Annotated in this window: 11 protein-coding genes; 9 read left to right on the forward strand and 2 right to left on the reverse strand. The window is 65.2% G+C overall.

The window, feature by feature from the left end:
* Nucleotides 1-4 precede the first annotated feature (4 nt).
* On the reverse strand, nucleotides 5-1489 hold the full coding sequence (locus tag AC127K_RS05740; RefSeq protein WP_483721900.1) for a S1C family serine protease: 1485 nt from the start codon (nucleotides 1487-1489) through the stop codon (nucleotides 5-7).
* A 223-nt stretch (nucleotides 1490-1712) separates the two neighbouring features.
* Between AC127K_RS05740 and mnmM the strand changes: the two genes are divergently transcribed.
* The 5 genes from mnmM to AC127K_RS05765 all read left to right on the forward strand — a co-directional run bounded on the left by mnmM (nucleotide 1713) and on the right by AC127K_RS05765 (nucleotide 9138).
* Nucleotides 1713-2591 carry a tRNA 5-(aminomethyl)-2-thiouridylate-methyltransferase MnmM gene (gene mnmM, locus AC127K_RS05745; protein WP_294539570.1) on the forward strand — a complete coding sequence of 293 codons (879 nt, stop codon included), beginning with the start codon at nucleotides 1713-1715 and terminating at the stop codon, nucleotides 2589-2591.
* Between the two features lie 195 nt (nucleotides 2592-2786).
* Nucleotides 2787-4400: a peptide chain release factor 3 gene (locus tag AC127K_RS05750; RefSeq protein ID WP_294539567.1), complete on the forward strand. Its 1614-nt coding sequence runs from the start codon at nucleotides 2787-2789 to the stop codon at nucleotides 4398-4400.
* A 220-nt stretch (nucleotides 4401-4620) separates the two neighbouring features.
* Entirely contained in the window at nucleotides 4621-6009 is a 1389-nt protein-coding gene (locus AC127K_RS05755) for a radical SAM protein (protein ID WP_294539565.1), read from the forward strand.
* Entirely contained in the window at nucleotides 6006-7100 is a 1095-nt protein-coding gene (locus tag AC127K_RS05760; protein ID WP_483721901.1) for a hypothetical protein, read from the forward strand. The genes AC127K_RS05755 and AC127K_RS05760 overlap by 4 nt, the downstream gene beginning before the upstream one ends.
* Complete coding sequence (locus tag AC127K_RS05765; RefSeq protein WP_483721902.1) at nucleotides 7090-9138, forward strand: AAA family ATPase; 2049 nt, start codon at nucleotides 7090-7092, stop codon at nucleotides 9136-9138. Before AC127K_RS05760 ends, AC127K_RS05765 begins: the two co-directional genes overlap by 11 nt.
* A 75-nt stretch (nucleotides 9139-9213) precedes the next feature.
* Here AC127K_RS05765 and AC127K_RS05770 read toward each other — a convergent pair whose 3' ends face one another.
* Nucleotides 9214-9762 carry a hypothetical protein gene (locus tag AC127K_RS05770; RefSeq protein WP_483721903.1) on the reverse strand — a complete coding sequence of 183 codons (549 nt, stop codon included), beginning with the start codon at nucleotides 9760-9762 and terminating at the stop codon, nucleotides 9214-9216.
* A gap of 380 nt (nucleotides 9763-10142) precedes the next feature.
* On the opposite strand from AC127K_RS05770, the gene AC127K_RS05775 reads away from it, so the two are divergent.
* From AC127K_RS05775 to AC127K_RS05790, 4 genes are read left to right on the forward strand one after another with little or no spacing between them, the layout of a single operon-like run.
* Entirely contained in the window at nucleotides 10143-10997 is an 855-nt protein-coding gene (locus AC127K_RS05775) for a DegV family protein (protein WP_294539557.1), read from the forward strand.
* Nucleotides 10994-11587, forward strand: coding sequence for a hypothetical protein (locus AC127K_RS05780; RefSeq protein ID WP_483721904.1), 594 nt, complete (start codon nucleotides 10994-10996; stop codon nucleotides 11585-11587). Before AC127K_RS05775 ends, AC127K_RS05780 begins: the two co-directional genes overlap by 4 nt.
* A 25-nt stretch (nucleotides 11588-11612) precedes the next feature.
* Nucleotides 11613-13241 (forward strand): GH3 family domain-containing protein, encoded by a 1629-nt coding sequence (locus AC127K_RS05785; RefSeq protein WP_483721905.1) that lies wholly within the window; start codon nucleotides 11613-11615, stop codon nucleotides 13239-13241.
* Nucleotides 13238-15796 (forward strand): histidine kinase N-terminal 7TM domain-containing diguanylate cyclase/phosphohydrolase, encoded by a 2559-nt coding sequence (locus tag AC127K_RS05790; protein WP_483721906.1) that lies wholly within the window; start codon nucleotides 13238-13240, stop codon nucleotides 15794-15796. Before AC127K_RS05785 ends, AC127K_RS05790 begins: the two co-directional genes overlap by 4 nt.
* The last annotated feature ends 9 nt before the right edge of the window (nucleotides 15797-15805 follow it).

A 15805-nucleotide genomic window follows, 5' to 3' on the forward strand; every position in this document is an offset into this window, starting at 1 on the left:
CGTATCAGCCCGCGGCGTTCTCGGTGTTGGAAGCCGCGCTGGTGTTGGTGCCTTCGCCCAGCACCACCTGGTAGGTGGCCATCTTGCCGTCCCGCTCGATCTGCAGGTTGACGGTGTCGCCCACCGCTTTCTGCTGCAGGTAGCCGGTCAGGTCGCTGCTCTGGGAGACCGAGTTGTCGTCAATGGCGATGATCCGGTCGCCCACCTGTAGGCCGGCGTTGGCCGCGCCGCTGCCCGGGGTGATCTGGTAGATATACACGCCGTAGTCGGACACACCGAACTGCATGGCGTTCTCCTGGGTGACGGTGACCACCGTCACGCCCAGGGCCGGACGCTTGACATAGCCGTTCTCGATCAGATCCTGGGCAATGTCCATGGCGGTGTTGATGGGGATGGCAAAGCCCAGACCTTCGGCGTTGGTGGCCTCACCGGTGTTGGTGGTGGAGCCGCTCTTGGCGTTGACGATGCCGATGAGTTCGCCCTGGCCGTTGAACAGGCCGCCGCCGGAGTTGCCCGGGCTGATGGCCGCGTCGGTCTGGATCAGGCTCATCTCATTGCTTTCCACTTCCACCGAACGGTTCACCGCGCTGATGATGCCGTCGGTAACGGTGCCGCTCAGGGTACCCAGGGGGTTGCCCACGGCCACCGCCAGCTCGCCCACCGCCAGGGCATCGGAATCACCGATGGTGGCAGCGCTCAGGCCGGTGGCGTCGATCTTGACCACCGCAATGTCGGAGGTGGTATCCGCCCCCACCACGGTGGCGGTGTATTCGGTGTCGTCAGGCAGCTGCACCTTGATGTTGGTGGCGCCGTTGACCACATGGGCGCAGGTCAGGATGTAGCCGTCCTGGCTGATGATGACGCCGGAACCGGCGCCGCTCTGCACATAGTTGCCGAACCAGCTGTTGGTGCTCACCATCTGCTCGGTGGTGATGGCCACCACGCTGGGCTGGGCCTTGGCCGCGATCTCGGTCATGGACAGGTTGGTGCCGCCGGTGCTGCCCTGGGTGGAAGCGGTGGCGTTTTCGTCCCGCTGCACCTGCTGGACCACCACCTGGCTGCCGGTGAGGCCGGCGCGGGAAGCCGCCACCGTGCCCAGCAGGCCGCCGCCGAAGCCCAGCACCACAACGCCCACACCGGCCAGGATGCGCAGGCCGATCTTTTTGCCACCCTTCTTGCGGGGCGGGGTGGGCGGGGTGGGCTGTGCGCCGTACCCGTTCACCGGACCGTTGGGGCCGGCAGGACCGCCGGGGTTGCCGTAGGGTTCACTGTGGGGGGCGGTGTAGCCGGTATGGGCCTCGCCCGCCGGCTGGCCGCCCTGTCCGTCGCTGGCAAAATCGGTCTGGGCGGTGTTGGCGGTGTTCATGCCGCTGCTGCCCACGTTGGGATATCCGCTGTCCGCCGGGTTCTGCGGCGGCGTCTGTCCGCCGGTGGGCGGAGTATTCTGCGGGTTCTGGTGATACAGACCCGAGTAATCATATTCGCTCATATTCGTGCACTCCTTTAATCTATTTCATACCAGGATCGGCGCCCGAAGCGCCTCCGGCTCTTTCCTTGAGCTTGGTTCCCAGTATAAATGCCAATTGTGAAATTGGTTTTTCCTGACCGTGAAACAAATGTGAAAAGCCCGCCCCGCAAGCCCCTTTCCGCCCTTGACAAAACCCGGTTTTTGGCCGTATTCTAATGACAAATCCCAGGAAAGGAGCCGCGCCATGCAGGTCACCCGGCAGGACAACCGCTATCTCTTGTACAAGGAATCCACCCTCATCGGTCAGGCCGAACTGGACGGGGACCGCATCACCATGTTCACGGTGCAGCCCCAGTGGCGCAACCGGGGGTACGGCAGCTATCTTCTGCGGGAGATGCTGCGCCTCAACGACGGTTTTGCCCGCCAGACGCCCAGCCATTTCACCGCCCCCGCGCCGGAAAATGCCGCGGCGGCGGCCCTGCTGCACAAGTTCGGCTTTTCCCCCACGGGGGAGGCGGACGGTTCCTGGCAGCGGGTGCGTTCCCCGGACATGACCGCCGTGGAGCTGTGCCACCGGTTTCTGGAAGGCACCATCCCCACGGGCGGGACCTTCCTGGATGCCACCTGCGGCAACGGCCACGACACCCTCTTCCTCTGCCGCAAGGCGTCTCCCAACGGCCGGGTGCTGGCCCTGGACATCCAGCCCGCCGCGGTGGAAGCCACCAACCGGCTGCTGGCGGAACACGGCCTGCAGGGGGTGGGCCGGGCCATCGTCTGCGACCACCGGGACCTGGGGCATCTGGTGCCCCCCGGCACCCTGGACGCAGCGGTGTTCAACTTCGGCTGGCTGCCGGGGGCGGACCATGCGGTCCACTCGGCGGCGGAAAGCACCCTGCCCGCTTTGCAGGCGGCGCTGGATGCCCTCAAGCCCGGGGGCGTGCTGACAGCGGTGCTGTACAGCGGCAAGGTCATCGGGGACGGGGAAAAGCAGGCTGTCCTGGAATTTTTCCGTGCCCTGCCCCTGACCAAGTACACCGTGCTGGTGTGCGAGTTTGCCAACTGGGCGTCCACGGCGCCCCTGCCCTGCTTTGTGCTGAAAAAGCCCTTTCAGGCAGGTCTTTGACCATTATACCACACCCCGGACGCCCCTCCAAGGCGGTCCGGGGGATTTTTTGTGCGCCGGAAGGCAAAAATCCGTTGCATTTGCGCCCCAAACAAGGTATGATAGAAAGGTATGCTTAGAATAGAGGAGTGTGCCCCCATGTGACCGATGCGTTTGGGCCGTCACTGTCACAATCAACAAGGAGTAATTGGAAATATGGCTTCATTGCGTGAAGAAATCGAAAGCCGGCGCACATTTGCGATCATCTCGCACCCGGACGCCGGCAAAACCACCCTGACCGAAAAGCTGCTTCTGTACGGGGGCGCCATCCAGACCGCCGGTTCTGTCAAGGGCAAGCAGAGCGCCAAGCACGCTGTGTCCGACTGGATGGACATTGAAAAGCAGCGCGGCATCTCGGTCACCTCGTCGGTGCTGCAGTTCCGGTACCAGGGCAAGTGCATCAACATTCTGGACACCCCCGGCCACCAGGACTTCTCGGAGGACACCTACCGCACCCTGATGGCGGCGGACTCCGCCGTCATGGTCATCGACGCGGCCAAGGGCGTGGAGGCCCAGACCATCAAGCTGTTCAAGGTCTGCACCCTGCGCCACATCCCCATCTTCACCTTCATCAACAAGATGGACCGGGAAGCCCGGGACCCCTTTGAGCTGATGGAGAACATTGAGGAGATCCTGGGCATCAAGACCTACCCCATGAACTGGCCCATCGGCTGCGGCAAGGGCTTCAAGGGCGTGTTCGACCGCAACAGCCGCCGGGTCCTGGCCTTTGAGGGCGACGGCCGCGCCAACGGCGTGAAGATGGTGGACGAGATCGAGGCCGGTCTGGGGGACCCTGCCCTGGACGACCTCATCGGGGCGGACAACCACCAGCGTCTGGCCGACGACATCGAGCTGCTGGACGGCGCCGCGGAGGAGTTTGATCTGGCCGCGGTGCACCGGGGCGAATTGTCCCCGGTATTCTTCGGGTCGGCGCTGACCAACTTCGGCGTGGAACCCTTCCTGCGGGACTTTTTGCGCCTGACCCCCACCCCGCTGCCCCGCAAGGACGCGGAGAGCGGCGAGCTGGTGGACCCCCAGAGCCCGGATTTCTCCGGTTTCATCTTCAAGATCCAGGCCAACATGAACAAGAACCACCGGGACCGCATCGCCTTTGTGCGCATCTGCTCCGGCAAGTTCGAGCGAGGCATGGAAGCCTTCCATGTGCAGGAGAACAAGAACATCAAACTGGCCACCGGCACCAGCATGATGGCCGACGACCGCGCCATTGTGGACGAGGCCTACGCCGGGGATATCATCGGCCTGTTTGACCCGGGCATCTTCTCCATCGGCGATACCCTGTGCACCGGCAAGCCCCATGTGCGGTTTGCGGGCATCCCCACCTTCGCCCCCGAGCACTTTGCCCGGGTGACCCAGGTGGACACCATGAAGCGCAAGCAGTTCGTCAAGGGCATGGAACAGATCGCCCAGGAAGGCGCCATCCAGATCTTCCGGGACCTGGGTTCCGGCATGGAGGAAGTCATTGTGGGCGTGGTGGGCGTGCTGCAGCTGGAAGTGCTGGAGTACCGCCTGAAAAACGAGTACAACGTGGACATCCGCCTGCAGACCCTGCCCTATGAGTATATCCGCTGGATCCTCAACACCCCGGACGAGCTGGACCCCAAGACCCTGGACGTGACCAGCGACACCCGGGCCATCGAGGACCTGAAGGGCAACCGCCTGCTGCTCTTCGGCAGCCCGTGGAGCATCAACTGGGCCCAGGAACACAATTCCGACCTGCGCCTGTCCGAATTCGGCAACCTCACCTTCTGAGCGTTATCTCCCGTCCGCGGCCTGCGGGCGGGATTTTTTTGGTTTCACCCGTCCGCACACCGCGGGCGGGTGTTTTTCTTTGTTGGGCACTCTCCTTGTCCCATGGGCAGTTGTGTGGTATAATATCCACACATTTACACGGGCTTTTGTACAATCTTTGCCGGGGCGCGCCCGCGGGGCCGCCGCCTGCTTTTCTGAATACGATACAGGAGGGTATCTCATGCCGCTTTTGAGCCGGGCCGAGACCCAGTTTCTGCGCCGCCATCTGGACCATGTGTGCCACATCACCCTGGACCCGGAAGGACCCGGCGCCCTTCGCATCCATCTGGTGCCCAGCCGGCACCAGCACACCGACGTGCCCTTTGTGGCCATCCTCAACGGGAAGGACATCCTGCCCCTGAGCGTTTCCTGGGCCATTCTGCTGGCCAACCTGATGGAAACCCTGCAGCCCTTTGAAGGCCAGGAGATCGGGGAGGAGCAGTGGCAGCAGGCCGCCGACGCCGCCGTGCAGGCCACCTGCGCCGTGTACAAACGCACCCCGCCGGAACAGATCGCCGCCGACCTGCGCTCCATGATGGAAGCGCTGTCCGCCATCGCCAGAGGCAAGGCCCCCGCCCAGGAGATCCAGCCCATGGACCTGGGTTCCTATGCCCGCCACATGGCGGCGCCCCACCGCATGGACCTGCTCATCAGCGCCATGGTCAAGGACGGGGCCTGGCACTGCAACCAGAAATGCCTGCACTGCTACGCCGCCCGCCAGCCCTACGGCGAGACCGAGGAGCTGGACACCGACCAGTGGCTGGCGGTCATCCAGAAATGTCGGGCAGCGGGCATCCCCCAGCTGACCTTCACCGGGGGTGAACCCACTCTGCGCCACGACCTGGTCAAGCTGGTGGACGCCGCCCAGTGGTTCGTCACCCGGCTGAACACCAACGGCCGGATGCTCACCAGCGCTTTGTGCCACGACCTGTATGAGGCCAGCCTGGACAGCGTGCAGGTCACCCTGTATTCCGCCGACGAATCCATCCACAATACCCTGGTGGGAGCCCCGGGCTATGCGGACACCATTGCCGGTATCCGCAACGCCCTGGCCGCCGGCCTGAACGTGAGCATCAACACCCCGCTGTGCAGCCTGAACCGGGACTATGCATCCACCCTGGCCCTGGCCCATGAACTGGGCATCCGGTACGCCACCTGTTCCGGGCTGATCCCCGCGGGCAGCGCCCAGAGCCCCGAGAGCCGGGGCACCCGCCTGTCCCCCGCCGAACTCACCCGGACCCTGAAAGACGCCCGGGCCTTTGCGGAGGCGCACGGCATGGAGCTGGACTTCACCAGTCCGGGCTGGCTGAAGGAGGAGACCCTGCGGGAGCTGGGCTTTACCCAGCTGCCCAGCTGCGGGGCCTGCCTGTCCAACATGGCCATCGCCCCGGACGGCACCGTGCTGCCCTGCCAGAGCTGGCTGTGCGGACCAGGGCTGGGCAGTATCCTGCATCAGCCCTGGCGGCGCATCTGGAACCATCCGGCCTGCCGCCGCATCCGCCGGCAGAGCGCCAAAATGCTGCACATCTGCCCTCTGGGCGAAACGCCTTTGCAGGAGGACGAATCATGAACACACTGCTTTTCCGCACCCGCCGTCTGGCCGCCCTGCTGCCTGTGATCCTGCTGCTGAGCCTGCTGGCGGCGCTGCCCGCCCGGGCGGACAGCGGCGATCTGGACCGCATCAACGCCTACACCGTCACGGTGGACCCCCGGGCGGACGGCAGCGCCGACATCACCTATGACATCGACTGGGAGGTTATCGGCGGCAGTTCCGACGAGCCTCTGTCCTGGGTCAAGATCGGTCTGGCCAACGGGCATGTGGACGAATTTGAGAACCTGACCCCGGACACGGTCTCGGGGGTGCGGGTACAGACCGAGGACGGCAACACCTTTGCCCGCATCACCTTTGTGTACCGGTACTATGAGCCCGTCTATGCGGCCCAGTCCGGCCAGCAGAGCCGGGTCCGCTTTTCCTTCCGGGTGCACCAGAGCCACCTGTACACCGTGTCGGACGACGGCACGGCCAGCTACAACTTCACCCCCGGCTGGTTTGACGACCTGTGCGTGGACCAGCTGACCATCCGGTGGAAGGCCGCTGACGGCATGACCGCCGACACCGACACGATGGAAGACGGGTATTATGTGTGGGACTTCGGTGCCCTGGACCACGGGGAGAAAGCCACCGTCCGGGTGCAGGTCCCTGCCGCCCTGGCCGACACCTACGACCCCACCACCCGCATGCAGCCCGACGAGATCCAGAGCAGGGACAGCCTCATCATCCTGGTCTTCATGGTTTCCGTCTTCGCCTTTGTCTTTTTCATCTTCTGGATGTACGCCACCACCTGTCCCCGTTGGCGGGGCGGCTTCGGCCGCAGTGACCGCCGCTGGTACAGCAACGGCCATCACGTCATCCATCTGGCGCCGGGGGCAGTCCCGCCCCCGGGCTACACCCCCACCGCACCGCCCGCCGGCTTCCATGCGGACGGCGGTTCCTTCCGGGGCGGCGGTGCCGGACGCACCGGCGGCGGATGTGCCTGTGCCTGTGTTTCCAGCTGTGCCTGTGCCTGCGCCTGTGCGGGCGGCGGACGGGCCGGCTGCAGCGTGAAGAATTTTTACCGTATCACCGTGAAAAGTGACAAGGAGGCGCCCCATGAGCATTGAGGACGGGTATGACGCCTGGGTCCGGAGCCTGATGGGTTCCCGGGGCTCCGGCAGCAAGGAACAGGCCGATGCGGCCGCCGCCAGTCTGGCCGACATGCAGGCACAGCTGGATGCTCTGGCCGCTGGCAGCAAGCGCCGCCGCTCTGCCGCCGACGCCCTGGACGCAGTGGACCGGGCGGCAGCCGCCACCACCGAGAACGTCCGCCGGATGAGCACCGAACTGACCCGCAGTCTGCGCAGCGACGGTCTGCTGGACGATACCAAAGCCTCCGCGCCCGGGCCAGCCCCCGCCCGGGGTGCCGGGTTCCAGGGGCTGGCCGCCGCCGTGCGCACCGAGGTCCTGGGCCAGGACGCCTTTGTGGCGGATGTGGTCAAGGCCTTCCGCCGTCCCTTTGTCATGGGCACCGACGACCCCCGCAAAGCCCGGGGGCCCATGCTGCTCTGCGGGCCGGAGGGCACCGGCCGCCACTACACCCTGCGGTGTGTGGTGCGGCAGATGGCCGACCGGGGCCTGCTGCCCAACGCCCACATCGAGACCCTGGACCTGGCCCTTTACCCCGGCCCCGCCCAGGAAAAGCTCTTTCTGCAGGACCTGTACGCAGCCCTGCAGTCCCCCGCCCAGGTGCTGGCCTTCGACCACTACGAAGCCTGTGCCTCCTCCTACCTGAACATGGTGGCTGACCTGGCCATGGACGGCACCCTGGCCCTTTCCAGCCGGTATGTGCTGCAACGGGGCATCCTGGTGGATGTGGGCACTGCCCTGGCCCCGGGGGCCGTGGGCGAGCTCAGTGCCGGGGGCAAGTATTTCGTCTTTTTCTCCGAGAAGGATGAGGCCGCCCTGGCCGACCGGTTCGGCGCCCGGTTCGTGGACGCCCTGGCCGGGGATATCTGCCGCACCGACCCCTTCACCCCCGAAAGTCTGGCCGCCATCGCCGCCCGGGAACTGAACTTCCTGGCCCAGAAGACCCGCCGCCAGTGCGGGCTGGCCCTGTCCATGGGGGCGGACATGCGGGATTATCTGGCCGCCCAGTACGGCAAGCGGGGCGGCATGAGCGCCATGCGGGAGTTTGCGGACCTGCTCTTCCGCGCCCTGGCGGAATATGTTCTTTCCACCGACACCGCCCCCGCCGACGGCACCCCCGCGGTGCTCACGGTGCGGGAAGGCCGGGCCTTTGCCGCTGTGGACGGCGGGGAGGCCTTCGACCTGCTCAGCCTGCTGCCCCAGCAGTACCGGGGTGACGTGGAGGCGGTGGAGGCCGAGCTGGACCGCATCGTGGGCCTTGCCCAGGTCAAGACCTTTGTGCGGGACATCGCCAAAAACGTGCAGGCCCAACAGCGGCGCAAGGCCCAGGGCCTGCCGGTGGCGGAGATCAACATGCACATGATCTTCACCGGCAACCCGGGCACCGGCAAGACCACCATCGCCCGCATCCTGGCCAAGTACCTGAAGGCCATCGGCGCCTTGCGGGGCGGCCAGCTGGTGGAGGTGGGCCGTGCCGACCTGGTGGGCCGGTATGTGGGCCACACCGCCCCCCTGACCAACCAGGTCATCAGCAGCGCCCTGGGCGGGGTGCTGTTCATTGACGAAGCCTACAGCCTCTACCGGGGCGGGGAGGACAGCTTCGGTCTGGAAGCCATCGACACCCTGGTGAAGGGCATCGAGGACCACCGCAACGATCTGGTGGTGGTGCTGGCGGGCTACACCAAAGAGATGCAGACCTTCCTGGCCGCCAACTCCGGTCTGGCCAGCCGGTTCCCCAACCAGATCGAGTTTCCCGACTACACCGCCGACGAACTGTGGGCCATCACCCGGAGTCTGGCCGCCGCCAAGGGCTACCGCCTGGACGAAGGCTGTGCCCTGCCCCTCAAATCCTGGTTTGCCCGCCGTCAGGCAGAGGACGCCGCCAAGGCGGGCAACGGCCGCATGGCCCGCAACGCCCTGGAACGGGCCATCCTGAACCAGTCCCGCCGTCTGGTGGCCGACCCGGCCGCTCCCCTGGACCTGCTGCTGCCCGGGGACTTTGAACTGGACGACTGATGCAGAACACAAAGGACCCCCGCCAACGGGCAATCCGTTGACGGGGGTCTTTTTCTGTGATGTTTCGGGGATGCCTCACTCGGCAGGTTCTTCCCTGTCCGGTCCTTTCAGCATGAACCGGGTCAGCTGCACAAAGCCCACCCCCATGGCGGCCATGGCCACCACCTGGGCAAGGCGCAGGATGGCGGGCATCATTTCGCCCAGCAGCAGCGCCAGCACAAACAGGCCGGCCGCATATTCAAACCGGATGGCCGCCTTGGGCGGGCGGGGCGCACCGCCCCGGGCTTCCCGCACGCCGGCTTCCTGCACGGCGCCGTTGGCATAGTAGGCGATGCTGAAATACAAAAACGCCGCTCCCGCCACCATGGGCATCTGGGCCAGACTGCCCCCGTCCAGCACGGTGCCCAGGGCAAAGGCCACCGCGGCCGCCACCGCCGGCTTGGCGGCGCTGCCGTATTCCGGGCGGATCTTGCGCAGCATGCCGCAGCCCACCGCCAGCAGCACCGACGCCAGCGCGTACAGCACGCAGCTCACCGCGTCCCAGGGCAGGGCCAGACTGCCCAGCAGCCCGCACACACAGCCGGCCGCCAGCACCCGGCGCGCCTTCGGATTGGATTGTTCCATCTTCCTTACACCTCGCAGCCTCTTCTGCTTTTTCCCTATGATAGCACAATTCGCTGCCCCCGGCAAGGCAGCGGGGTCCACTCTTGATCTATATCTATTTTTGGCGTTCAGCCGTCCCAAACCAGCTCTTTTTCCTGTACAGTTGTGCAATATGCCTTTTGGCTGGTCCCCACCGCCCCCGCTGCCGCAACAGATTGTGTGAGGCCGCTTTTCCCCGCGTCATTTTTGGGACTTCGACAAGATTGTGCACTTCTTGACAAGTTCCCTCTCCCGCGCGCATAATAAAGTAGATTTCGTCTGTCTTGAAATCGGTTCCGGCCCGCTCCAAAGGGAGTTGGCGGGACCCGTTCTGTTTTGTATACAAGAAGGAGCTGTCGCGGATGGTACATATTTTGACCAATTCGGTCTGTGATCTGACCCCGCAGCAGGTGGAGGAGCTGGGCGTCACCGCCATCCCGGATTATATTGCCTTCAGTCCCACCGAGCAATACCGCAACAACATCGAGATCGACCCGCCCACCCTGTACCGGCGGCTGGCGGATTGTGAGGAGCTGCCCAAGACAGCCCATCCCAATCTGGAACAGTTCATGCAGGCGTTCCAGGCGGCTGCGGCCGAACCGGGCTGCACCGAGCTGCTCTGCCTGAGCCTGACCAGCAAGATGTCCGGTTCCTGCAACACCGCCCGCAGCGCCGTCAAGCTGCTGGAGGAACAGGGCTTTGCCACCCCCGTGACCATCTATGATTCCCAGCAGGTCTCCTACGGGCTGGCGGTCCTGGTCCGGGAAGCCGCACGGCTGGCGGCGGAAGGCCTGACCGCTGCCCGGATCGTGGAAAAGCTGGAGGAACTGCGTCCTCATGTGGGGGTCTACTTTGCCATGGAGTCCCTGGCCAACGCCCGCAAGGGCGGCCGCGCCGGGGCCATCCGGGTGCTGGCCGCCGACCTGCTCAAGGTCAAACCCATTCTGGTGTTCAAGGACGGGCTGGTCAGCGATATCGGCATCGTCCGGGGCTTTGACCGGGCGGTGGACCGGGTGGTGGACCTGTACCGGGAGAGAGCGGTCTACGGCGGGGAGGTCTTTGTCTTTCACGCCGACCGCACCCAGCTGGCCGAGACCGTGGCCGAACGGCTGCGGGCCATCGACCCGGAGATCCGCATCACCATCGGCTGGGTGGGCGCCGTCATCGGCATTTATACCGGGGCGGGCTGCCTGGGTCTGGCCTTCCGCCAGAAATGACGGCCATCCGGCTGGCCTGCCTGGGTCTGGGCGCCCTGGCTTTCGGGCTGATGTTCCTTTCCGATTACGCCCAGGTACTGCACGGCCGCCGGGGCGCCGGAGCGCTGTTTCCGGCGGGCGGCGGATTGCTGGCCCTGGTCACCGCCGTGCTGACCGCCGACGCCCTGCGCCGGTATGCCCACGGTCCCGTCTCCCTGGTGTTCGGCGCGGGGGCGGTGCTGCTGCTGGGCCTTCTGGTCTACACCCTGTTTTTTGCCCTGCCGTCGGGCGGCAGCAGCGCTGCCACCGCCCGACCGGATGAGCTCCGCCCTCTGGTGGACACTGGCGTGTTCGCCCTGTGCCGGCATCCGGGGGTCCTGTTCCTGGGCGGGTTTTACGCCTGCCTGTGGGGCGCGCTGGGCGGCTGGGCCCTGGGCTGTGCCTTTGTGCTGTTCACCGCCCTGGACGCCGCCTATGCCGCCTGGCAGGGCGCCGTCGTCTTTCCCCGCAGCATCCGGAACTATGCGGCCTACCGGGCCGTCACGCCCCGGTTTCTGCCCACCCTCCGCAGCCTGCGCCGCTGCCTGCGTACCCTGCGCACCCCGAAGTAAAATCTGAAAAAAGGGATGTCCTACCATGACCTTTGAGGAAAAGCTGAAACAATGTCCGGCCGCCGAAATCTGGCAGGAATACTGCGGTTTTCTGGACCTGACTCTGCCGGAGTACATGCAGATCCAGAACCGCCTGGTCATGGAGCAGGTGTCGCTGATGGCCGCCTGCCCGCTGGGGCAGAGCCTGTTCAAGAACGGTGTGCCCCGCAATGTGGAGGAGTTCCGCGCCCTGGTCCCCCTGACGAAATTTGAGGATTACGCCGACGTACTGCTGCCCCAGCGGGAGGAGATGCTGCCCGCCAAGCCGGTGGTGTGGCTGCACACCACCTGGGAGGGCGGCGATTTTCCCTCCAAGCGCGCTCCTTATACCGAGAGCATGCTGGAAGCCTACACCCGCAACATCCTGGCGGCCATGATCCTGTCCACCAGCAAGGGCCGGGGCCATTTTCATGTGCGGCCCGGGGCCCGGGTGCTGTACAGTCTGGCCCCCATGCCCTACGCCACCGGCATGTTTCCCGACCTGATCCGCCCGCAGATCCGCCTGCGGTTCATGCCCTCGGTGCGGGAAGCCCGCAAGATGAGCTTCGGCCAGCAGACCCGCCTGGGATACAAGCTGGCCGTCAAGCACGGCATGAACCTGTTTTTCGGCATGAGCAGCGTGCTGTACGGCGCCACCCGCAACCTGGACAGTCTGGCCGGAGGCGGGGGCGGCGGCAGTCTGAACCTTTTGTGGGGGATGAGTCCCCGCATGCTGGTACGGCTGCTGTCGGCCCTGTACCGCTGCCGGCGGGACGGCACCCATCTGCGGCCCCGGGACCTGTTCAAGCTGGACGGGTTTGTCTGTGTGGGCACCGACACCGCCCTGTACAAGAACGAGCTGGCCGAAGCCTGGGGCATCCGTCCCCTGGAACTGGCCGGCGGCACCGAGCCTTCCTGCATGGGCACCGAGACTTGGAGCAAGAACGGGCTGGTCTTTTTCCCGGACGCCTGCTTCTATGAGTTCATTCCCGAGCACGAATATCTCCGGGAACTGGAAGATCCCGCCTACACGCCCCGCACCTATCTGATGGACGAGCTGGTGGCCGGCCAGAAATACGAGCTGGTCATCACGGTGCTCAAGGGCGGCGCCTTCCTGCGCTATCGGGTGGGGGATATCTACCGCTGCCTGCGCCTGCGCAACCCGGAGGACAAGCTGGACCTGCCCCAGTTCGAGTATGTGGACCGCATCCCCACCGTCATCGACATTGCGGGCTTCACCCGCATTACCAAACGGGAGATCGAAAAGGTCATCACCCTCTCCCGCCTGCCCATCGGGCACTGGTTCGCGGTGAAGGAATACGACGCCGACGGCCACTCCTACCTGGACCTGTACGCGGAGCTGGACTCGGACGATCCCGGCGCCGCCAGCCTGTCCCGGCAGATTCTGCAGGAACATCTGTCCATCTACTTCCGCTCCTATGACGGAGATTACAAGGACCTGAAACGCCTGCTGGGCATGGACCCGCTGCGGGTGACCATCCTGAAATCCGGCACGGTGGATGCCTATACCGCCCGCACCGGCCGCCGGGTCCCGCCGGTGGGCGCACCCCGGGAGATCGTGCTGGACATCCTGCATATGCAGGGTCCGGCGGAAGAAGGGGGTGAGGACCGGTGACCCTGAACGAACGCCTGTTCATCATTGTGCCCCTGCTTTCCCTGCTGTGCAACCTGTTTCTGTTCCTCACCGCCCTGAGCACCAAGAAGGACCGCCTGGTCTATGCCTTCATCGCCCTGCTGGGTGCTTTCACCATGTGGTCCGGCGGGTCCCTCTTCATGCGCCTGCAGCTGGCACCGGGGTCCCCGTTCTGGTACATGGTGTCCATCACCGGCATCTTTCTGGTACCTTTCCTGGTCTACAACTTCATCTACCGGTTCACCGCCACCAAGGCGCCCTTCTCCCACATCGTGCAGGGGGCCATCTGGCTGGTGATCCTGCTGCTCAACGCGGGCAACGTCTTCATCACCGACCCCCACATGGTCACGGTGGGCCACGAGACCCGCTTTGAGTACGGTGTCTCGCCCCTGGTGGCCATCCCCATCCTCATGGCTGTGTACACCCTGCTGGCCTCCTGGCGTCTGGCATACAAAAGCTGCCGGAACGGCCAGACGGACATCGCCCAGTTCCGCCCCATGCTGGTGGGTGTGGCGGTCATGTTCGCCTGCACCGTATCGGCGGTGCTGCCCCAGATGGTCTCGCTGCCGGTGGACACCTTCTCCTGCATGGTCAACGCCTGCTGCCTGTACTACATGCTGTACCGGCGCCGCCTGGTGCCCCTGCACAGCTTTGCCTCCAACGGGCCGGTGTTTGCCATCGCCCTGATCTGCGCCAGCGTGCTGCTGGTCAGCTGCTATCGTGCGGCGGACGCCTTCTATGTCCGGTATTTTGCCAACTTCATGCCCTACAAGACCATCGTCTTCTCGGTGGCGGTGTCGGTGCTCACGGTGCTGCTGTTCTGCCTGGTCCGCCGCCTCATGACCGCCATCCTGCTCAAGGGCGCCGAACAGCAGAACGAGGAACTGCGCCGGTTCAGCACCGACGTGAACAAGACCCTGAGCATGAACGCCCTGCTGCAGCTGTACCGGGATTACCTGCAGCACACCATGCCCGGATACACCGCCCGCATCTTTGTGCTGGACAGCCGCGCCGGCTGCTACGAGATGCGGGATGCCACCGAGATGTCGGTGGCCTGCCGGGACAGCTTTGCCGCCGACGATCCGCTGATGGTCTGGCTGAAATCCCGGGGCTGCTGTTCCCAGTACGCGGAATTCACCCGGTCCCGGTATTTCCGGGCCCTGTGGCAGAAGGAGAAGGACCGCCTGGACCAGATGCGGGTGGAACTGCTGCTGCCCGTCATGAGCGGGGAAGAAATGACCGCCCTGACCTTGTTTTCCCGGCAGGACACGGCCGCCCGCCGCGCCCTGTCCCAGGACCGGCTGAGCATGCTGGATTCGGTGGCGGCGGTTCTGGCCATTGCCCTGAACAACGCCTCCCTGTATGAGGCGCTGCGCAAAAAGGCCCAGTTTGACCCGCTCACCGGGCTGTACAACCGCAGTTATTTCCAGGAAGTGCTGCAGCGGGACTTTGATCTGGCCCGCCACGACCAGCTGACGGTGCTCATCATCAGCTTTGACGACTTCCGGCTGTACAACGAACTGTACGGTGCCGCCGAAGGGGACCGCATCCTCAAACGGTTTGCCAACGCCCTGCGGGTGCTGGTGGGCAGCCGGGGCACCGTGGCCCGGTACAGCGGCAAGGAATTTGTCATCAGCTTCCCCTTCTGTGCGCCGGACACTGCCGCCGACTGCGCCGAGCAGGCCCGCCAGTGGCTGCGGCGGGAAGTGGTGGGCTCCGGTCAGACCACCCGCCGTTTCCTGACCTTCTGCGCCGGCATCAGCAGCTATCCCACCTGTGCCCGCAGCGTGGAGGAGCTGCTGACCTATGCGGGCATGGCCGTCTACTCCGCCAAGAACAGCGGCAAGAACCGGGTGTGCCTGTACACCCCCGAGCCGGAGGACACCCGCATCGCCAAGAGCTACGCCTCCAAGCGGGCCCTGGCGGACAGCTGTTCTTCCACCATCTTCGCCCTGACCGCCGCCATCGACGCCAAGGACCATTACACCTTCAGCCATTCCCAGCATGTAGCGGAATACGCCGCCGCCCTGGCCCGGGCCGCCGGTCTGGACGCCGAGCACATCGAGATCGTCCGGCAGGCGGGTCTGCTGCATGACATCGGCAAGATCGGCACCCCGGAGACCATCCTTTCCAAGACCGGCCGCCTGACCGCCGAGGAATACGATGTGATCAAGCAGCATGTGGAGGATTCCATCTCCATGATCCGGTACCTGCCCTCCATGGACTACGTCATCCCTTCGGTGCTGGGCCACCACGAACGGTGGGACGGCCAGGGATATCCCCGGGGCATCGCGGGGGAGCAGATCCCCATCGGGGCCCGGTGCCTGTGTCTGGCCGATTCCTTTGACGCCATGGTCTCCCGCCGCAGCTACAAGGACGCGCTGAGCGTGGACCGGGCCCTGCAGGAGATCGAGGACAATCTGGGTTCCCAGTTCGACCCCCGCCTGGGCAAGCTGTTCATCGACCTGGTGCGCAGCGGAAAGATCCAGGTGCACGCCGACGCCGCCCCCGAGCCCTCGCCCGAACCCGCCCGATAAGACAACCGA

The sequence above is a fragment of the Subdoligranulum sp. DSM 23681 genome (assembly GCF_057005535.1).